This is a genomic window from Acinetobacter sp. ANC 4558 (assembly GCF_002135375.1).
In the GTDB taxonomy this organism is placed as follows: Bacteria; Pseudomonadota; Gammaproteobacteria; order Pseudomonadales; family Moraxellaceae; genus Acinetobacter.
In genome coordinates, this window is the sequence record NZ_NEGH01000002.1 from 229,735 (window position 1) to 249,744 (window position 20,010).

Consider the following 20,010-nt stretch of genomic DNA (forward strand, 5'->3'; position numbering starts at 1 on the left):
CCTTATTTATTAAATTACTTACAAATTAATGCATCATTTTCAGCTTTCGCTAGATTATTTTCAGTAAAAGTAATTGAACATGTTTGTCCATTACCTAAATGTGCAAACATTTGTTCACCTACTTTAATTCCACCTAAATAAGCCAGCCCATTATCATCAACCATACCTACGCTACGACCTTGATTATTCATAACTGGCGTACCAAATGGCACAAAACTGCCATCATCAAAACTTAATGTAATGAGCTTTTTTTGACCTGAGACAACATTTAACTTACGATAACCAATTGCTCCTTCGGTCAAGCTTGCTTGAAGAACCGAATCTGTCACTTCAGCATTTTTAGGCAATTTATTAATATCAACTTTAATACTATTACGTGTATAGTTACTTACATCAGTGACAACAACCTTTCCAAAGTAATTTGAATTTGTGGGCTGACCATTTGCACTGACTGGAATATCAGCAGTTTTTTCCGTATCAATCATTACACGCGTCCCCCCCATTGCATTACTACGATGGAAATCAATACCTCTTGCTGTAAGCGTGATACCACCTTGCGAACTCGCACCAATGGAAGTGTAACGATCTCTTACATAGTTAATATTGGCACTGGCTTGAATACGTCCGCCGGTATGTGAAACAAATGCACCAAATGAACTTGCTTGGTCTTGTGAATGGGTCGCATTAAACTGATAACTTGTCGTATTATTTAATCGATCAAAATAACTCACTTGATTTCGGGTATCAAAATCATCATGAGATAATGAATAACTCAGTCGTGCCCCCGTATCTAATGGCAATGAAAGAGATAAATATGCACCTGTATCTTTGGTATCAGATTTATTTTGATAAGCCGAGAGAGATAGGTTTGAATTTCTAAATGCACCAATATCTAAGGTTTTATTAATCGATAAAGTATAATAATCTCGATCTTTAGATTCCCAATAAGTTTGATGATTTAAATTTACACTTATCGACGTTTTATAATTTGGTAAATTTTGACTTAAAGAAACACTATACATCTCTTTACTACGCCCATAACGGGTTAATGTTGCACCGTTATATGCTAGAAAGTCACTCATACTCACAAAGTCACGTTCAGAAAAGCGATAGCCAGCAAACTGAATTTGACTATTCATTTCTTCAAATCGTTTTGCATAGTTAAGACGATATGAACGGCCTTGCAAGTTTTTTTGCTGCTCAAACTTTGCAAAGGATTGTGTGATATCAAATGAAACTGCCCCGAATGACAACAAGTCACGCCCAACACCAACAGACAAAGCATTATAGTCTTTACTATTTAAACTACCGCCGATCAGTGACCAACCATTTGTTACACCCCAAGAAAACTCACCTGTGAAAAACAAATCTCCTTCAACTTCATGATTATATGTTGTTGGTCGTCCCACCGTTGCTTTATATCGTATAGCGCCAGGACGTGTTAAAAATGGAATGGATGCTGTTTCAACATTAAATTCACGTACTGTTCCATCCTCTTCTTCCACACGTACATTTAAAGTACCACTCACAGAATCATTTAAATCTTGAATTCTAAAAGGACCCGCAGGTACTTGAGTTTGATAAAGTACACGACCTAATTGGCTAACTATAACCTTTGCATTGGTTTGCGCAACGCCCGTTACTTCTGGTGCATATCCCCGTAATCTCGGCGGTAACATGTTAATATCGGATCTTAAACTTGCCCCTGTAAAGCGAAAACTATCAAATAAATCAGAATTTAAATAGTTTTCACCAATCATTAATTGTGATTTTAATGAGGGTAAAGCACGATAGGCATAAAATCGATTCCATAAAAAATCGTGTTTATCTTTTTGACCTTGAATGCCAACATGCTGATAATTTGCTTGCCAATCTGCTCGAACACGCCATGCGCTTAAATTTAGACCTGTAACACCATTGGCACTGATAAACGTACTATTCGGTTGATTCGATTGATGCCCAAAACTTGTATTGGCAGCTAAATTATAATCAAAAATTGCCCCATTAATTCCTTCATCCCATAAAGAAGAAGGATCCCAGTTTTCACTTCGATATTCTAAATAGGCTTGTGGAATGTGAATATGAGCAGTCGCCTTTGGTAGATCACCTTTCACAGTCATGCCCGGAATACTATCTAAAACCAAACAATCAGTTTCATTATCCCATTGTAATCTTTTTTGAATTTCTTTAATTAAACCAAATTTTTCAACAAAATCTTCTGATAAACATGCTTCTGTTTTATTTTCATGGTATTTAGAAGGTAAAAATTTAATTTTCCTATCTGTTAAATATTGATTATTTAAATTAACTTTAAAAGCATAATCTCCAGGCATGATATAACCTGGTTTAGAAAATAAACCGAGTTCAATATTTTTTTTATCTGTAACATCTAATAAGTCAGTATTAAATTGAAAATCATCAGCATAAACAGATGCAGAGTAAGCTGACATACTCGATAATATCATTAAGCATAATTTACTTATTGGATGATTTACGTACATAACCTATCTCAACTACAGCATTAATGCTGTTATTTATAGCTAATATTAAAATGAACAATTGCGTGGAACGAACCTGGTTTTAAAGGTTGTCCATCTGCTAATAATTTAAAACGGTATTTTGCTAAAGCTTCTCTTGAAAAATCATGTTCAAAAGCAATTGTTTTACCAGGAAGAATTTTGTTCCCAGTACTCGATATCAGTTCTAAATAAATACCTTGCGCTTCGCCATCTAATAAAAAGTAATTATTTTCAGAAAGACCAGTAAAACTAATATCAATGCTTTGTAAGTTATTCTGTGTTTCTGTTCCCCAACGGCAATCTATAAGCTTAATCTCGAATTCTTTAGTATTATTTTCATTATTATTACGAATGGAACTCGCTGGAATATTTCCCATATCAATGGTCTGATCTAAGGAATTAACATCTATTGTGCAAGCACTTTCTAAAATCTCACCCTGCATATTTACTCGCCCCTTTTGAATATCAGACTGAGCATATAAAAAAGGCACATATAAAATTAACAATAGACCAAAAACAGTTTTTTGAGTTTTTTTCATTGATACCCCTCCATCAAGAACAATGAGAAGGGAATAAAATAATGTCAAAATGACATTATTTTATTCTAGAGATCATACACACTAAATATGTAAGCTCCTCCTCAACGGCTTTATAACTAACTTAGTTATATGCGATAGAGAAGTTAGCAAGACCATTAAAGTTACCTAATGGGATATCTTCAGCAGTTGCATCATCAGCACCACGTACATGTGCAGAGAATTGAAGCGCGTTATCACCTGTCACTAAACCATCATGAGTAATCGCTGTACCAAAAATAACTTTTTCACTTGCAGAATCAAGAATTTCAATTGCTACATTTTCAGATTTAGCAACATCATCACCAAAGCCTGTCACTGCTAAAAGATCATCAATTGCAGCATTCGTATTACCTGTAAATGTAATATTTGCAGTACGACCATCTTCAGCTGCAAAGTTACACTCAGATAAAGTAATGTTAAAGTTATGTGATGGTGATGTTCCGCCAGCAATAAGTGCAGTATTTGAAATTTGACCTAAGCTTACTGTTTGGTCCATGTTGTCTGACGTAATTGAACATGGTGCAGCAATAATTTCACCAGTAAAGTTAATACGACCAGAACCTTGGTTAGCCATAGCAGTTGCTGAAATACCACTTACTAATGCCATTGCAATAATTGACTTATACATAATTTTCTCTCTTATAAAAAATAAACAAAATATAAAAAAACAACATGAAACTATGTTCTGGAACATGCTTCGTATTTGGTAGGCGCAGAATATCAAATAAAAAACATTAATCAAGTCACATTTTTATTGTTAAAATAGTAAAATATCAATATTTATTAGTTTTAATTAATAATAAACACACTAAATTCACTAATTGAATTATTAATAACGTTTTTTTATAATATTATGAAAAATAACAGCATTGATATTTAAATTTTTTATGTCATCAGTCGAATAATTTTATTTATCGCTTAGAAAATTAATTAAATTCTTAATATCATCCATATATTAAATAACATTAAATTATTTTTATTTATTCTAAAAATCTACTTATAACTCTATATTTTATATTGATATATCGTTTATCTTTAAAGTTCAATTATTAAATTTTATCTACTCATGCTTGAAAGCATAAAGTTAATAACATCTAAATTAAAAGTTATTCTATAATTTCAACAGCCATAAAATGATTTCTAAACTAGATTGAAATAATTGAATTTTCCCAATTTTAATTGCAATTAAAACCTAACTATCAAAAGTTTAAAAATTTTATTACCAACACATAACTTATTTAAAGTCACACTTAATTAACTTAATGTAAAATTAATCACACTAATATGGTAAATTAAAAAATAATGCTATTATTTAATTATTATTGATAAATAATCCAATGTAAAGTTTTGTAATTTTATACTTTAACGTATAAAAAATATACCAACTCTATTTAAGTATAATTTTCATATTATATTTATATATAATTTTCATATTATGTTTAAATGAAATAGTTTAATAAACAACCAAAAAATAATAATCAAACTTTATTCCAATTAATTATTATTTCATGTTCGCTATCGCATTCTATAAATTTGTCATAAATAGAAAAGTTCAATACATAAATATTCAGTTCATGCAACTTCTTGCATTATTGATTATTCATAAACCTATGATATACTTTGATTTAGTTTATTTAATAAACATCTGTATTAAGTACAAAAAAATTATAAAACGAGGCCAAAATTTATTTCATAAGTGATCTTTTAATAAAATATTAAATCTAAGTTATTAATTATAAAAATAATTGAAGTTTTATAGAAATATATATTTCCAAAGTTCAATATAAAAAACCCACTTATCGTGGGTTTTCAAACTTTCAAAAAATTATGAATTTTTATGTCGCATATGTGGAAACAAAATTACATCACGAATACTTGGTGCATTGGCAAACAACATCACTAAACGATCAATACCAATTCCCTCACCTGCCGTAGGAGGCAGTCCATATTCCAAAGCTTCAACAAAGTCTGCATCAAAATGCATTGCTTCATCATCACCCGCATCTTTTTCTGCAACTTGTGCTTGGAAACGTTCAGCTTGATCAATTGGATCGTTCAACTCTGAGAAACCATTCGCGAGTTCTCGCCCACCAATAAAGAATTCGAATCGATCTGTGATATGTGGATTATCATCATTACGACGTGCAAGCGGGGAAGTTTCTGCTGGATATTCTGTAATAAAGGTAGGTTGACGTAGTTTAGTTTCTACAGTTTCTTCAAACACGATAGTCTGTAACTTTCCTAAACCAAACCCTGGTTTAACTTGCTCTTTTAAGTCTTCACGAATAAATTTCGCCAGAAAATCACGATCTGCTACATTTTCAGCAGTGAGCTGTGGATTGTGTTCAAGAATAGCATTAAACATTGAAATTTTCTTATATGGACCTTTGAAGCTATAAACTTCATCGCTATAAGGAACATTGGTAGAACCTAAAATATCAATTGCAAGTTTCTCAAGCATACTTTCTGTTAATGCCATAAGATCTTTATAATCAGCATAAGCTTGATAAAATTCAATCATGGTAAATTCTGGATTATGTCGTGTTGAAACCCCTTCATTACGGAAGTTACGGTTAATTTCAAAAACACGTTCGAATCCACCAACCACCAATCTTTTCAAATAAAGTTCTGGTGCAATACGTAAAAATAATGGCATATCTAATGCATTATGATGTGTTTCAAATGGTCGCGCAGATGCGCCACCAGGAATCACGTGCATCATTGGTGTTTCAACTTCCATGAAACGCTCATTACTTAAATAATTACGAATACCTGACACCACTTTTGCACGAATTTCAAAAGTTTTACGTGTTTCTTCATTAACAATTAAATCTAAATAACGTTTACGATATTTTACTTCAGTATCCGTAAGACCATGAAACTTATCTGGAAGCGGACGAAGCGATTTCGTTAAAAGCTCAAATTTTTCAATATGAACATAGAGATCACCTTTGCCTGAACGACCAATATAGCCTTCAACAGCAATAATATCGCCCAAATCTAAGCTTTTGATGGTTTCTAAAACTTCAGGACTCAATTCTTTACGTGCAACATATAACTGAATACGACCAGTCATATCTTGAATCACCATAAATGATCCACGGTTTAACATGACACGGCCAGCAACTTTTACATAAACATGTTCAGCTGCTTCTATGTCTTCTTTTGACTGATTTAAAAATTGTTCTTGTAAATCTTGTGCATAATGTTCACGTTTAAACGTGTTTGGCCATGGGCTCGTACCCGCAGCTTTAGCGTGATCTTCTATCTGTTTTAACTTGGCATGACGCTGTGCAATTAAATCGTTTTCGGAAATATGCTGTTCAGAAGTCGATTGAGCGTTATGTTGCGTCATCTCTGCCTCGATAGTAATAAACGGAAGTTGCATAGCATATCAGATTTAAAAGATAATGCGCAGGGAAAAGCATAAAACCTTCCCTGAAAATATTAAAAATTAAGTGGATTAATTTATAAATTGTACAAAAAGTACGACTAAAGTCTTTAATTCTTACATTTATTAGACCAATAGCTAACTTTTTCCATCAGCTTTACTCACTACAATACTCATTAATGTTCATAAATAAATCATGTCATTTAAAAGTTAGATACAATGAACTCTCAATTAAAGAAAATCTTATTTTTTCATGGTCTAGACTCTTCACGTGAATCTATAAAATTTCATGTCATAGACTCAAAAAATAAATTCTGCATCAATGTTGATTATCGGAATCTGTCCTTTCAAAGTGTGCAAGATTTTTATACCAATATTATTGAAAAATTTATGCCTGACATTCTAGTTGGACATTGTGTTGGAGGATATTGGGCATTAAAAATGTCGCATGCACATCATCTCCCTTGTGTGATTGCAAACCCTAATTTATCTCCGAGCTTCAGATTAGATTACCCGGCTATTACAGATGAAGATTTAAATCACGACATTCCACAATTTGCTTATTTAGAGCTAGGTGACGAGATTTTAAATATACACGAAATTAAAGAATATTTAGAAAACTATATGCCCATCACTATAATGAATGCAGGTCATCATCAACTTGAGCAACCTGAAAATATGAATCAATTGATTCAACAGATTGAACAAACATATTTTTAAAGTTTAAAAGCCATCAAAGACATGACGGCTTTTAATTCATCATCAAGCGACTTTTAATTTAGGTCGCGACTTTTCATCTAGAATAGACCAAATATTCGTATTTAAATTTGAATGATCACTAGATAGATTAAGTAAAATACTTGCACCAAGTACATGATGTTGAGCTTTCTCGGCAAGTTGTTTTACTGCATTTAATGTGTTGCCTGTTGCCAAAATGTCATCAATAATCATCACATTTTGCGCTTTAATCTGAGCAGATATTTCCAGTCGATCTTTACCATAATCAAGGCTAGAGCCAATGCCGATGACAGGTGGTGGCAACTTTCCTGCTTTACGGACAAGAATGAGACCTTTATCTAATCGTTGAGCAAGTAAGCTTGCAATCGCAAAACCACGCGTTTCGACTGCCATGAAACAATCTACGGCAGCTAATTGCTCTGCTGGAATACGTTCAATAAATGCATCAGTTAAAAATGAAATATTACTTGAAAACAATGGCGTTAAATCAAAAAAACATTGACCTGATTTTGGAAAATCTTGAACAACACGGATGTGAGACCACAATCTCGTAGACAGATTATGCATAGGAGAGTTTTAAATAAAGAGGAGAATCATAATTTTACTGCTAATTTTAAATATTAACCAGCAATACTGTCTTTATTCAAAAACCAGATTTTAGTCTAGTACATTAATTTTTAACAATTATTCATTTAATAAATAATAACTATAGATTCATATCACACCCAAAATAAGTCGATCAGCGGATTTTAAGTTTTTTAATTTACTCATCATTAATACGATCTTATGTTTACGATCACTCCTTGATACTCTCAACAGAACACTCCATATATTTGTATGTTTGCTCACTTTTAAGACATATAATGTATATTTAGCTCATTTTTCCAATTTCACCTTGACCTTAAGCACTTTAGCACATAGAATCCATTTCAAGATTCTCCCATAGCTCAGTCGGTAGAGCGACGGACTGTTAATCCGCAGGTCCCTGGTTCGAGCCCAGGTGGGAGAGCCAAATATTTAAAAATCCACTTTTATATAGTGGATTTTTTTATGCCTTGAATATTTAATTCAATCACAATCATTTATCTATAGATTAATTTAAATTTCTGATTTAGATATGCTCAATATAAAAACTCCTCATTAAAGAGGAGTAGATATCAATTCATTTAAATTATTTTTTTACTGGAATACCACTATGAAACCGATATACATCATCTGGTGCCGTAATTAATTCTTTTTCAACCTGACGTATATGTTCAATTCGCCCTTGAATATCTTCTTCAGGATTTTTTAGTTTCGCAGTTTTAGCAGCATCTAAAGCCAATGCTAAATAATCTTCGTAGTGACGTGACTCAGACTTCAGTAAATATCGATAATACCTCCCCAGTTCTTCATCAACCAAAGGAGCAAGCGCATAAAACCGTTCACATGATCGCGCTTCTACAAAAGCTCCAATCACTAAAACATCAATTAATGCTTCAGGTTCATAAGTACGAATTTCTTTACGCAATCCACCAGCATAACGCCCTGCGCTAAGTCCTTTCCATTCTTGCCCGCGCTTCTTCATCAGCTCTAACACTTGCTCATAATGCAACATTTCTTCACGGACAAGTTGTGCCAACTTCACTTGTAAGTCGGTAAAAAAGCTATATCGAAACATTAAATTCATTGCTGTTCCAGCAGCTTTTTTTTCACAATTGGCATGATCTTGCATTAAAATATCAAGATGGTTTAAAGCCTCATCAAGCCAAGCTTTTGGTGTTTCACAACCCAAGAAACCAATGACTGGTTTCATGAGTTCATCATAATCAATTGTGGACATAAATAAACTTTATATAAAATATTAAACGATTATCGTGCAATTTTAATTGCTTGCTTCATTTGCTTTACTGCTTCAGCAAGTCCAACAAACACAGCATCTGCAATTATAGAATGACCAATATTTAATTCATGAATTTGTGGAATTGCAGCAATTGCGGCAACATTTTCTAAATTCAGACCATGGCCAGCATTCACAACAAGCCCTTTTGATGATGCATATGCAGCACCTTTTATAATACGGTCTAATTCATCTTGCATTTCTTGTTCAGTTTCAGCATCTGCATATGCACCAGTATGTAGTTCAATGGTTGGTGCACCACATGCAAGTGCTGCATCAATTTGAGCAATATCTGCATCAATAAACAATGAAACATCACATCCAATAATGGAAAGTTCTTGGGTTGCTCGCTTAACATCATCAAAATGCCCAACGACATCCAAACCACCTTCAGTTGTCACTTCTTGTCGTTTCTCAGGTACAAGACAAATATGTTGTGGGCGGATTTCTTTTGCAAACTCAATCATTTCATTCGTAACCGCCATTTCTAAATTCATATGAGTTTTTAATAATGGACGCATACGTCGAACATCATCATCTTGAATATGACGACGGTCTTCTCTTAAGTGTAAAGTAATGCCCTCTGCACCTGCTTCCTCACATATTAATGCTGCTGTTACTGGATCTGGATATATCGTTCCACGAGCTTGGCGCAATGTTGCGACATGATCAATATTTACACCGAGTAAAGCAGCCATAATAATTCCTTCATGATGATTTAGAATGTGTATTTTGAATCCATAATTGACGACTTTTAAGAGGTCGATCTCCCAAAAGCGATGTAATCATTTGCCTATACAATTTAGACAATAATTGTAACTGTTCCGAAGTAAATTCCCTACCTTTTTCGTAGTCGCACATCGTTAAAATTTGCGAACCGAGTAAGGCAGACTTCGAGGCATGAATGATAGGTAAAAATCCATCATTTAACTGAAATTGATAATATTTATGTGATTCTATACATTCTTGATTTGAATCTAATGAAAAATCGAGTGGATAACCCAATTCTTCCAACAAGGCATGCTCAAATTCACGCAAAGTTTGCTTCAAAAATAAATTTTGATCTTGTTGTTGGGCAAGTTGTTGTAAATCTATCAATGTTTTTGCATATTGTTGAAATGTTTGGGGCATTTCAACCTCAAGCGGACATAATCGCAGTAAGATTTCATTGAGGTAAAATCCAGAAAAAAATGCATCACCAAAAAAGAAAATCGGTTGATTTACAATTTCTAGTTTACTCAAGTTTTTAAGTTCCGATTTTCCAGTCGCTTGAAGTGTAAGAGGTTGATATTGCGGCGGAGGCGTTTGTCTTAAAATTCCATCGACACGACCATATTCTTGTGTAAATAAATGCACAATATGGCTACGATCTCTATATTTTCGATGATGGATTAAATAGCCATGCAGTACTTCATTACGCATGATTTAAAGGTTTAATCCTTATGCTTTTTCTTAGATTTTTTTTCATTTTCCTCGTCATCATCATCTGGAAGAACAGCGCCAACAACTGCTGCAGTTCCTTTTACAGCACCTTTTGTAACATCATAAGCAATACCAACAGGAACCGTAACGAGCTTAGTAATACAACCTTGTAATAACAACATTGTCATGACTACAACTAAAACTTTATTCATTACCATCCCTATTGTTTAAAACTGCAATAATGATTTAGATATCACTATAACCTAAGCTTTTTAATGCGCGCTCATCATCAGACCAGCCACCCTTCACTTTGACCCAAAGTGTTAGCATGATTTTTTGTTCGAACATTTTTTCCATGTCGATACGTGCATCTATTCCAATTTTTTTCAGTTTTGCACCTTTTTCACCAATCACAATGGCTTTTTGTCCAGAACGATCTACGAAAATAGTTGCATCAATATACGTACATGCTGGCTTCATTCGTCCTGTTTTTTCATTCAATGCCGCATCTTCTGTTTTAAAAGACTCGATTTGAACGGTTAAATCGTACGGAAGCTCTTCACCCAATTGGCGCATAATCTTTTCACGGATAATTTCTGAAGCAAGAAAACGCTCTGAACGATCTGTTACTTGATCAAGAGAGTATAAAGGTGGCTGAAATGGTAAATATTTTTCAATGGTATTGCGCAAATGTTCTAAGTTTGCTCCACGCAATGCCGATACTGGAACAATTTCTGCAAAATTCATTAACTTTGCGCGCTCTCTAATTAATGGCAATGCTTCATTCTTATTTTCAAACGTATCTAACTTATTGATCACAAGAATTACAGGCATTTGTGCATCACGTAATTTCTCTAAAACCAACTCATCATTTTGCGTCCACTTCTGTGCATCAACCACAAATAGAACCAAATTGACATCACGCAATGCAGAATGAGCAGCGCGGTTCATCATCTTATTAATTGCACGCACTTCTTTTTTATGCATCCCAGGTGTATCGACATACACTGCTTGGGATTTTTCACGTGAATCAATACCAATAATTTTGTGTCGAGTCGTTTGTGGTTTACGCGACGTAATTGAAAGTTTTTGCCCAAGTAAATGATTCATTAATGTAGATTTACCTACGTTTGGACGTCCAACAATCGCTACAAAACCACTACGGTAATCGGATGGAATTTCAGTACCTTGCGCACTAAAAAATTGACTAATTAAGTCATTGCTGTCGCTTTGCGACTCGTGATCAGCATCAATGTGATCGGAATGAGTAGTCATATCGACTTTTTCTCCAATAATTTCAAAATATCTGCCGCTACTGCTTGTTCAGCAAAACGACGACTTAAACCCTCACCTTTCATTACAGACATCCCTTCAACTTTACATTCTACGGTAAAATGCTGGTTAGGTGCATCCCCTTGAATGTCAATAACATCGTAAACTGGAAGAGGTTTTTTACGTGCCTGAAGGTATTCTTGTAATCGAGATTTAGGGTCTTTTAACTGATCAGTTGGTTCTATATGACTAAAATAAGGTTCATACCATTTTAAGACCACTGAACTTAACTGATTTAAATCATGGCAATCGAGGTAAATTGCACCAATAATTGCTTCAACAGTATCTGCAAGTATAGACTCACGATGATGACCGCCAGATTTCAACTCACCTGTACTTAAAATTAAGTTTTGACTCAATTTTAAGTCATTGGCAATTTTTCCTAATGCTTCTTGACGAACCAAAGTTGCGCGCATGCGAGTAAGGCGACCTTCATTTTCATTTGGATATGCATGATAAAGGTAATTCGCAATAATCATACCCAATAATGAATCACCAAGAAATTCTAAACGTTCATAATTGTGTTTATGACTTACTGACCTATGTGTCAGTGCAAGTTGTAATAATTCGGGTTGCTTAAACAAATAACCAATACGACTTGCTAAACGTATTTCGTTTAGTTTTGAATGAACTTTAGTCAAAATACTTCTCAAAATTAAATACTAAATAAATAGAATAAGAAATCCACTTATTCTATATTCTGTATTTACTCTTATATAAGACAATGTCGAAGAAACGATACATTTCATTTCTTCGCATTTATTCAAATATTATGCATAAACAAATCAAAATTCGTTTATGCATAATATTTCAAATTATTGCTATATCTAAAATCTGTCAGCGATCAACCGATATTCTAAATAACAACTTATATTTTCATAAGAATAAATAAATCAGTGCTGTAATTTTACAACACTGATATTTTACATCATCATCAATTTATTTGTTGACTATATTTCAGATAAACAGTTAATCAATACTGCCATTACGGCTAAAAGATGGGATATTAAATCCTGGTTCTTTATGCATCCAAATATAGAAGGCTTTACCTGTTAAGTTTTCTTCAGGAACAAATCCCCAAAAACGACTATCGGCACTTTGATCACGGTTATCACCCATTGCAAAATATTGTCCTTTTGGAACCTTAACTTCCCAATATTGACCATTTTGATTTGCGTATTTACCACCTTCTACATAATTAAGAAAAGGGGCTTGACTGGCGATATTTACATTTTCCAATTCACGCATTGTAAATGTATGAGATCCTAGAGTTTCTTTAAAATATAAAGAATTTGGAGTATCTAGAATATCTTTTTCACGGCTAAATTTCACTGGTACTTTAGGTACTTTTTTGCCGTTAATAATCAATTGCCCATGATCATAAATAATATGATCCCCAGGTACACCAATCACACGTTTTATATAACTAATTGTCGGTTGTGGTGGATAACGAAATACAATGACATCTCCACGCTCTGGCTCACCTACATTAATAATTTTTTTATTAATGACAGGTAAGCGCACACCATAATCAAATTTATTGACCAAAATAAAATCGCCTGTTTCTAAAGTTGGCACCATAGAATCCGAAGGAATATTAAATGGTTCATAAAGAAAAGAGCGTAAAACCAGAACAACCGCTAAGATTGGCCAGAAATCATATGCCCATTTGACAATGACATTCTCATTTCCACGTCCTCTAAGTTTTCGTTGTTTGAGCACTAACTTATCTAAAAGCCACACTGCAAATAAAACCAACGTAACTGGAACGAGAATTAAATTAAAATCAAAATCCATGAGCTAAATAACCTCTTTTCTTATCTTTCTACTTTCAGGACAGCAAGGAACGCTTCTTGTGGAATTTCAACACTTCCCACTTGCTTCATTCGTTTCTTACCTTCTTTTTGTTTGGATAGGAGTTTCTTCTTACGTGAAACGTCACCACCATAACATTTAGCCAAAACGTTTTTACGCATTGCTTTCACAGTTGATCGAGCAATAATTTGCGCCCCAATTGCAGCTTGAATAGCAACATCAAACATTTGACGTGGAATAAGATCTTTCATCTTTTCAACCAGTGCAATTCCACGATGTCGTGCATCTTGACGATGACAAATCATGGCTAAAGCATCGACTTTATCCCCATTGATTAAGACATCAACTTTTACTAATGATGAACTTTCAAAACGAACAAAGTTATAATCTAAAGATGCAAAACCACGTGAACATGACTTCAACTTATCAAAGAAATCCATCACGACTTCAGCCATCGGAATTTCAAAGCTAATTGAAACTTGATTTCCTAAAAACTTCATATCCTTTTGAACACCACGACGCTCAATACATAATGTCATCACATTACCTAAGAACTCTTGTGGCACTAAAATATGGCATTCTGCAATCGGTTCACGCAAATCTTCAACAGTAGAACCCTCTGGCATTTTCGATGGACTATCGATATATTTTGTTTCACCACTTTTCATTACCGCTTCATAAATTACTGTCGGTGCTGATGAAATTAAATCTAAATCGTACTCACGTTCTAAACGCTCTTGTACAATTTCCATGTGTAGCATACCCAAAAAGCCACAACGGAAACCAAAACCAAGTGCATCCGAACTCTCTGGTTCAAAAAATAATGCAGAGTCATTAATTTGTAATTTATGTAATGCTTCACGAAACGGTTCAAAATCACTTGCATCAATTGGGAATAAACCCGCATATACTTGCGGTTTAACCTTTTTAAAACCAGGTAATGACTTCACTTCTGGCGTTGTCGATAAGGTAATGGTATCACCCACTGGCGCACCAAAAATATCTTTTATACCTGCAATAATAAAACCTACTTCGCCCGCTTCTAAAATGCCAGTTTCGGTATGCTTTGGATTAAAAATACCCACAGAGGTAATAATGTGCGTTTGACCTGTTGATTTCATCAACATTTTATCGCCTTTACGCACACGACCTTCTTTAATACGAACTAATGAGACAACACCTAAATAGTTATCAAACCAAGAATCAATAATTAATGCTTGTAAGGGTGCATCACGATCACCTTTCGGTGCAGGAATAACCTCAACTAATGTTTCTAAAACACTATCAACACCTAGACCTGTTTTAGCTGAACATGTTGGTGCATTGGTTGCTTCGATTCCAATAATTTCTTCAATTTCATGAATAACACGTTCAGGTTCTGCTTGAGGTAAATCAATTTTATTGAGAACAGGTAAAACCTCTAAATCTTGTTCAATTGCTGTATAACAATTTGCAACAGATTGCGCTTCTACACCTTGTGCCGCATCTACAACCAATAGCGCACCTTCACATGCTGCTAATGAACGAGAAACTTCATAAGAAAAATCTACGTGTCCTGGTGTATCAATAAAATTAAGTTGATATTCCTGCCCGTTTGGATGCGTATAATACAATGTGACAGAAGTCGCTTTAATTGTGATTCCACGCTCACGCTCTAATTCCATAGAGTCAAGAACTTGTGCTTGCATTTCACGGTCTTGCAAACCACCACACATTTGAATAAAGCGATCTGCTAGCGTTGATTTACCATGATCGATGTGCGCAATGATTGAAAAATTACGTATATTATTGATATCTACAGACTTTTTAGCTGTTGCCATGTGTAACCTTAAAAATATGTACACAATCATGTACTTGTTTGTGGAAGTACGTATGACGTGTAAAAAGAATGTTTCGAAACTTGGCATAGTATAAGCAGAAGATTTCTAAAAATATACAGTCCATTTATTAAATGCCTTAAACTTATTGATGTAATTTACCGACCTCAATCTATGTATCAACCTACTTTGGTTGATACAGCTTCAAATTAGCCTTAAATCTTGATTGAAAGATTAAGGTCTATTGACGTTTCATAATGGTAGCCAAATAAAAATACAAGCTATCTGTAATAAAAATCTCAACTCATCCTCTCAGCATGCAGTTGTCCCAATCCACCTACCCACTCTTAATGTGTCTGTTTCACTGTAAGACAAGCGATAAGAGAAAAAGTATTAAATATATAGGTACTTTCAGCAGATATGGGAATTTTCTAATACTGTATTCCACTGCAAAACATCACATTTGCCCAAGCGACAAATCAAATGCTGAAAAGTTCAATGCATAAGTATTACCGCATTATTCAAAATCGAACATAAATATGTGTTTATGCATGGGCTATGATTCAAAAAAGGTAATAAAGCAATTTACCAATATAAATGGTTGATATATAATTTAAAAACCTTACTTTAAAGTATAATTATTTGTAATAAAAACAGTATTTTTCTATAAGTTATTGAATTGATGAAAAATAAATATATGACAATTTTACACAGTAACAAATTACTTTGATATTACTTATCAGAATACATATAAAATATTGTTTTTAAATAGTTAATTTTAAAATATTACTTTATTGTCTCTAAAATCTACTACCCACAAAATTTTCAAACTTTGCTATGTTTTTGTATTTTGATTATTTTTTACACTTATTAAGACATTTTGATGGGAATAAAATGGGAGTTTTTAGGCCTGAAGCAGGTTATAATATACACTTGTTAAAAAATAAGTTATTAATAAATAACAATTATTTTTCATAAAGTGGTGCGCTCAGCGGGACTCGAACCCACGCCACAGGCTTCGGAGACCTGTACTCTATCCAGTTGAGCTATGAGCGCGCGTTGCACATCATAACAAAAAAAACTAGAAGGTAAAGCATCTATCCACATAAGTATTGAACTATTGCTTATGCTTTAAGCAATATTCTATATATGCAACGCAGATTCTCTTCTAAATGACTTGGTTTAATGAGAAAGATCACTCACAATAGCCTCTCAATATTTTAAGTGAGAATTTCATGACTGATGCATTATCGTTAAGAGATTTGTCTAAAACCTATCGAAATGGTTTCCAAGCTTTAAAAGGTATTAATCTTACTGTTCCCGAAGGTGAGTTTTATGCACTTCTAGGCCCAAATGGCGCAGGAAAATCGACAACGATTAGCATCATCAGCTCATTAACAAAAAAAACCTCAGGTACTGTCGAAATTTTTGGACATAATCTTGAGACTCACCCATCGCAAGCAAAACAATGTTTAGGCGTCGTACCGCAAGAGTTTAATTTTGGTCACTTTGAAAAAACCTTTGATATTTTAGTGACACAAGCAGGCTATTACGGCATTCCTCAAAAAGAAGCAGAAAAACGAGCAGAGGAATATTTAGAAAAATTAGGTTTATGGGAAAAACGTGGCGTACAAGCTCGTATGCTTTCTGGTGGAATGAAACGTCGACTCATGATCGCACGTGCCATGATGCATAAACCTCAACTCTTAATTCTCGATGAACCGACCGCAGGTGTAGATATTGAGCTACGTCGTTCTATGTGGGATTTTCTCATTGAAATGAATAATAATGGAACTTCAATAATTCTAACAACACACTATTTAGAAGAAGCAGAAATGCTCTGTCGCCGTATTGCAATTATTGACCGTGGCGTAATTAAAGAAGACACCTCTATGAAGTCTTTTTTAAATCAGCTCAACGAAGAATCTTTTATCTTTGATCTTGCTGAACCTATTCAGCCCATCAATATTGAAATTCTCGGTGTACGATTTAATTTAATTGATGCCGTAACACTTGAAGTAACCATGGATAAAGCGCATACACTGAATGATCTATTTCAACTTCTAGAAGCTCAAGGTATTCGAGTTAAAAGTATGCGTAATAAATCAAATCGACTTGAAGAACTATTTGTGAAAATGGTTGAAAAAAATCTTGAAGGAGAAGCGCAATGAATTCCAATCAGCTTTATATTGCGCTCTCAACAATCGTACGTAAAGAAATTCGTCGTTTCATGCGAATTTGGCCGCAAACCTTATTACCCCCAGCAATTACGATGAGTCTCTACTTTGTCATTTTTGGAAACCTAGTGGGTTCTAGAATTGGACAAATGGGTGGATTTAGCTATATGCAATTTATTGTACCTGGCTTAATTATGATGGCTGTGATCACCAATAGCTATTCCAATGTATCTTCAAGCTTTTTTAGTGCAAAGTTTCAAAAGAGTATTGAAGAACTGGTTATGAGCCCAGTTCCGTTGCATGCAATTTTATGGGGTTATGTTTTAGGGGGCGTTTGCCGTGGTGCACTGGTTGGTGTCATTGTTACTGCAATGAGCTTATTCTTTACCGATTTATATATCACCAATTGGTTTGTCACTATTTATACCGTTTTGATCACCTCATTTCTATTTGCTTTAGGCGGTCTGATTAATGCCGTATATGCAAAATCATTTGATGATATTTCTATCATTCCAACCTTTGTATTAACCCCACTTACCTATTTAGGCGGAGTGTTTTATGCTATTTCAGCACTAAGCCCATTCTGGCAAAATTTATCCCTAATTAACCCTATTGTTTATATGGTAAATGCATTTCGTTACGGTATTCTCGGTCATAGCGATGTTAATGTTACTATTTCTTTAATTGTGATTACTTTTTGCTGTGCTGTTTTTTATGGTATAGCTTACTACTTACTTTCCCGTGGCTCAGGAATGCGTGAATAATGAGTGTAGAACATTCTCTTTTAGGTAAAGATACTAACTATCCGACAGAATATCAGCCTGATATTCTGTTTCCGATATCTCGCGAACAATCTCGTGAAAAATATTCTCATGTAGAAGGAATACGTCTTGGAAAAGATTGGTGGCATGTCTTTGAAATTTCATGGCTAAATGCATATGGTATTCCTCAGGTTGCTATAGGTCGAATGACTTTACCTGCAACATCAGAAAACCTGATCGAATCCAAATCTTTAAAACTATATTTTAATAGTATGAACTTCACTCAATTCGAGTCTAAAGAAGCATTTATTAAAACAGTTGAACAAGACCTATCAACAGCAGCAAAAGCAGATGTTACTTTAACCTTATTCCAAGTAAATGATTTAGCAATATCCCAACCACAAGGTTTCTGTATCGATCATTTACATCCTGAACGTTTAGAAAATTATCCTAATGCAGGCTTACTTAAATTAGATGAAAATGCATTAAGTGTGGATATTGAAGATGAATCAGAAATTCAACTTTTTTCACACTTACTTCGCAGTAATTGTCCTGTAACAGGACAACCTGATTGGGGCACAGTCTTTATACGTTATCAAGGAAAAAAACCTTGTTACCAAAGTATTTTGGCTTATATTATTTCTTATCGGCAGCATAATGGTTTTCACGAACAATGTGTAGAACAAATCTATGCCGATATTTGGCAAATTCTTCAACCTAAAAAATTAATGGTTTATGCAACCTATACACGTCGTGGCGGATTAGATATTAACCCATGTCGTGTATCTCATCTTGAATGGATGCCAAACCCAATTCGATTGGCACGTCAATAAATAACATTGGGGTTATAAAATGTCATTTTTTGGATTTATTCCATCTGAAGAATTGTTATTAACAATTCAAACTGCTGCTAAAAAAGAGCATTCTAGTGAACCGCTTTATCCTTTTCGAGATAAAACAGCACTTCTCATTAATGATGAAATTATTGATGCAATTTTAACCGAACTCGTTCATCGCTTTCCACCAAGTGAAAAACGTGAAACAGCAGAAAAACTTGCAGGTTATATTAAATCTACAGTTGCCGTATTATTAAAACAGTTATTAAGTAAAGCACCCAATGAGGTTGTTAAACAATCAATCGAATTTTCTCGTAAAAGTTTATTTGAAGACCATACAGGACTACTTCGTGTTGGAGAGTCTTTAGATCCAAGTCTTGTCACAAATTTAAAGCTCTACTATGCTGAGATTAAATTTGGTAATGATATTAATAAAGCTGTCTTTTGCGAACTCTACAAACAATTTGCGGAAGCAACAGTCCGTCATTTTATGAATGATTTTAATCGTACTCTAGATTTAGGGATGATCAAACGCAAAGCGGCAGATTTAGGCTCATCAGCAGTTATCAAAGCAACCCATATTGCTATTGATCGTCTCATTCCACATTTAAGTAAACAAGAATTAGTCGTCTTAGCAGAGTATCACGATACTTTATTTCATGAATAAGTGTCGGCTCATTTTCAATTAGCATGCAAAAATCCTAAGTTACTTAGGATTTTTGTATTAATATTTTTTTATTTATCT

Annotated in this window: 18 protein-coding genes and 2 tRNA genes; 6 read left to right on the forward strand and 14 right to left on the reverse strand. The window is 34.0% G+C overall.

All coding sequences use genetic code 11. From position 1 onward, the window contains the following. Positions 1-14: 14 nt before the first annotated feature. The 4 genes from B9T31_RS03475 to lysS form a co-directional block, all read right to left on the reverse strand. The gene (locus B9T31_RS03475; RefSeq protein ID WP_171264681.1) at positions 15-2,450 is read right to left on the reverse strand and encodes a fimbria/pilus outer membrane usher protein; all 2,436 of its coding nucleotides are present in this window, start codon (positions 2,448-2,450) and stop codon (positions 15-17) included. Between the two features lie 80 nt (positions 2,451-2,530). Then, complete coding sequence (locus B9T31_RS03480; protein WP_086180577.1) at positions 2,531-3,058, reverse strand: fimbrial protein; 528 nt, start codon at positions 3,056-3,058, stop codon at positions 2,531-2,533. A 121-nt stretch (positions 3,059-3,179) separates the two neighbouring features. Further along, positions 3,180-3,725 carry a fimbrial protein gene (locus tag B9T31_RS03485; protein ID WP_171264682.1) on the reverse strand — a complete coding sequence of 182 codons (546 nt, stop codon included), beginning with the start codon at positions 3,723-3,725 and terminating at the stop codon, positions 3,180-3,182. A gap of 1,197 nt (positions 3,726-4,922) precedes the next feature. Next, positions 4,923-6,452 (reverse strand): lysine--tRNA ligase, encoded by a 1,530-nt coding sequence (gene lysS / locus B9T31_RS03490; RefSeq protein ID WP_086180787.1) that lies wholly within the window; start codon positions 6,450-6,452, stop codon positions 4,923-4,925. A gap of 255 nt (positions 6,453-6,707) precedes the next feature. Between lysS and B9T31_RS03495 the strand changes: the two genes are divergently transcribed. Next, positions 6,708-7,208 (forward strand): YqiA/YcfP family alpha/beta fold hydrolase, encoded by a 501-nt coding sequence (locus B9T31_RS03495; protein WP_086180579.1) that lies wholly within the window; start codon positions 6,708-6,710, stop codon positions 7,206-7,208. Between the two features lie 42 nt (positions 7,209-7,250). Here the strand turns inward: B9T31_RS03495 and B9T31_RS03500 are convergent, their stop codons facing one another. Beyond that, positions 7,251-7,793, reverse strand: coding sequence for an adenine phosphoribosyltransferase (locus B9T31_RS03500; RefSeq protein WP_086180580.1), 543 nt, complete (start codon positions 7,791-7,793; stop codon positions 7,251-7,253). Positions 7,794-8,162: 369 nt separating this feature from the next. Between B9T31_RS03500 and B9T31_RS03505 the strand changes: the two genes are divergently transcribed. Further along, positions 8,163-8,238 (forward strand) — tRNA-Asn (locus B9T31_RS03505). 159 nt (positions 8,239-8,397) lie between these two features. Here B9T31_RS03505 and B9T31_RS03510 read toward each other — a convergent pair. The 9 genes from B9T31_RS03510 to B9T31_RS03550 all read right to left on the reverse strand — a co-directional run bounded on the left by B9T31_RS03510 (position 8,398) and on the right by B9T31_RS03550 (position 16,547). Continuing rightward, on the reverse strand, positions 8,398-9,048 hold the full coding sequence (locus tag B9T31_RS03510; RefSeq protein WP_086180581.1) for a tRNA-(ms[2]io[6]A)-hydroxylase: 651 nt from the start codon (positions 9,046-9,048) through the stop codon (positions 8,398-8,400). A gap of 29 nt (positions 9,049-9,077) precedes the next feature. Continuing rightward, positions 9,078-9,803 carry a pyridoxine 5'-phosphate synthase gene (pdxJ, locus tag B9T31_RS03515; protein WP_086180582.1) on the reverse strand — a complete coding sequence of 242 codons (726 nt, stop codon included), beginning with the start codon at positions 9,801-9,803 and terminating at the stop codon, positions 9,078-9,080. A gap of 10 nt (positions 9,804-9,813) precedes the next feature. Beyond that, positions 9,814-10,530: a DNA repair protein RecO gene (gene recO, locus B9T31_RS03520; RefSeq protein WP_171264688.1), complete on the reverse strand. Its 717-nt coding sequence runs from the start codon at positions 10,528-10,530 to the stop codon at positions 9,814-9,816. A gap of 8 nt (positions 10,531-10,538) precedes the next feature. Continuing rightward, entirely contained in the window at positions 10,539-10,739 is a 201-nt protein-coding gene (locus B9T31_RS03525) for an NF038104 family lipoprotein (protein ID WP_086180584.1), read from the reverse strand. Positions 10,740-10,773: 34 nt separating this feature from the next. Next, positions 10,774-11,802, reverse strand: a complete 1,029-nt coding sequence (gene era, locus B9T31_RS03530; RefSeq protein ID WP_086180585.1) for a GTPase Era — start codon at positions 11,800-11,802, stop codon at positions 10,774-10,776. Beyond that, positions 11,799-12,500: a ribonuclease III gene (gene rnc / locus B9T31_RS03535; protein ID WP_086180586.1), complete on the reverse strand. Its 702-nt coding sequence runs from the start codon at positions 12,498-12,500 to the stop codon at positions 11,799-11,801. Before rnc ends, era begins: the two co-directional genes overlap by 4 nt. 328 nt (positions 12,501-12,828) lie before the next feature. Further along, positions 12,829-13,656 (reverse strand): signal peptidase I, encoded by an 828-nt coding sequence (gene lepB, locus B9T31_RS03540; RefSeq protein WP_086180587.1) that lies wholly within the window; start codon positions 13,654-13,656, stop codon positions 12,829-12,831. A 20-nt stretch (positions 13,657-13,676) separates the two neighbouring features. After that, positions 13,677-15,494 carry a translation elongation factor 4 gene (gene lepA / locus B9T31_RS03545; protein ID WP_086180588.1) on the reverse strand — a complete coding sequence of 606 codons (1,818 nt, stop codon included), beginning with the start codon at positions 15,492-15,494 and terminating at the stop codon, positions 13,677-13,679. A gap of 977 nt (positions 15,495-16,471) precedes the next feature. After that, positions 16,472-16,547, reverse strand: a tRNA-Arg gene (locus B9T31_RS03550). Positions 16,548-16,726: 179 nt separating this feature from the next. On the opposite strand from B9T31_RS03550, the gene B9T31_RS03555 reads away from it, so the two are divergent. The 4 genes from B9T31_RS03555 to B9T31_RS03570 are packed head-to-tail and all read left to right on the forward strand — an operon-like array spanning position 16,727 to position 19,932. Further along, positions 16,727-17,662: an ABC transporter ATP-binding protein gene (locus B9T31_RS03555; protein ID WP_086180589.1), complete on the forward strand. Its 936-nt coding sequence runs from the start codon at positions 16,727-16,729 to the stop codon at positions 17,660-17,662. After that, positions 17,659-18,432: an ABC transporter permease gene (locus B9T31_RS03560; protein WP_086180590.1), complete on the forward strand. Its 774-nt coding sequence runs from the start codon at positions 17,659-17,661 to the stop codon at positions 18,430-18,432. The genes B9T31_RS03555 and B9T31_RS03560 overlap by 4 nt, the downstream gene beginning before the upstream one ends. Then, positions 18,432-19,262 (forward strand): NADPH-dependent 7-cyano-7-deazaguanine reductase QueF, encoded by an 831-nt coding sequence (gene queF, locus B9T31_RS03565; protein ID WP_086180591.1) that lies wholly within the window; start codon positions 18,432-18,434, stop codon positions 19,260-19,262. The genes B9T31_RS03560 and queF overlap by 1 nt, the downstream gene beginning before the upstream one ends. 19 nt (positions 19,263-19,281) lie before the next feature. Beyond that, positions 19,282-19,932: a hypothetical protein gene (locus B9T31_RS03570; RefSeq protein ID WP_086180592.1), complete on the forward strand. Its 651-nt coding sequence runs from the start codon at positions 19,282-19,284 to the stop codon at positions 19,930-19,932. Positions 19,933-20,010: the final 78 nt, after the last annotated feature.

What these genes read in the sequence shown, in the direction of transcription:
- B9T31_RS03475 (WP_171264681.1), bottom strand. Translation starts at nt 2,450, where the DNA reads ATGTCAGCTTACTCTGCATCTGTTTATGCTGATGATTTTCAATTTAAT.
- B9T31_RS03480 (WP_086180577.1), bottom strand. Translation starts at nt 3,058, where the DNA reads ATGAAAAAAACTCAAAAAACTGTTTTTGGTCTATTGTTAATTTTATAT.
- B9T31_RS03485 (WP_171264682.1), bottom strand. Translation starts at nt 3,725, where the DNA reads ATGTATAAGTCAATTATTGCAATGGCATTAGTAAGTGGTATTTCAGCA.
- lysS (WP_086180787.1), bottom strand. Translation starts at nt 6,452, where the DNA reads ATGACGCAACATAACGCTCAATCGACTTCTGAACAGCATATTTCCGAA.
- B9T31_RS03495 (WP_086180579.1), top strand. Translation starts at nt 6,708, where the DNA reads ATGAACTCTCAATTAAAGAAAATCTTATTTTTTCATGGTCTAGACTCT.
- B9T31_RS03500 (WP_086180580.1), bottom strand. Translation starts at nt 7,793, where the DNA reads ATGCATAATCTGTCTACGAGATTGTGGTCTCACATCCGTGTTGTTCAA.
- B9T31_RS03510 (WP_086180581.1), bottom strand. Translation starts at nt 9,048, where the DNA reads ATGTCCACAATTGATTATGATGAACTCATGAAACCAGTCATTGGTTTC.
- pdxJ (WP_086180582.1), bottom strand. Translation starts at nt 9,803, where the DNA reads ATGGCTGCTTTACTCGGTGTAAATATTGATCATGTCGCAACATTGCGC.
- B9T31_RS03525 (WP_086180584.1), bottom strand. Translation starts at nt 10,739, where the DNA reads ATGAATAAAGTTTTAGTTGTAGTCATGACAATGTTGTTATTACAAGGT.
- era (WP_086180585.1), bottom strand. Translation starts at nt 11,802, where the DNA reads ATGACTACTCATTCCGATCACATTGATGCTGATCACGAGTCGCAAAGC.
- lepB (WP_086180587.1), bottom strand. Translation starts at nt 13,656, where the DNA reads ATGGATTTTGATTTTAATTTAATTCTCGTTCCAGTTACGTTGGTTTTA.
- lepA (WP_086180588.1), bottom strand. Translation starts at nt 15,494, where the DNA reads ATGGCAACAGCTAAAAAGTCTGTAGATATCAATAATATACGTAATTTT.
- B9T31_RS03555 (WP_086180589.1), top strand. Translation starts at nt 16,727, where the DNA reads ATGACTGATGCATTATCGTTAAGAGATTTGTCTAAAACCTATCGAAAT.
- B9T31_RS03560 (WP_086180590.1), top strand. Translation starts at nt 17,659, where the DNA reads ATGAATTCCAATCAGCTTTATATTGCGCTCTCAACAATCGTACGTAAA.
- queF (WP_086180591.1), top strand. Translation starts at nt 18,432, where the DNA reads ATGAGTGTAGAACATTCTCTTTTAGGTAAAGATACTAACTATCCGACA.
- B9T31_RS03570 (WP_086180592.1), top strand. Translation starts at nt 19,282, where the DNA reads ATGTCATTTTTTGGATTTATTCCATCTGAAGAATTGTTATTAACAATT.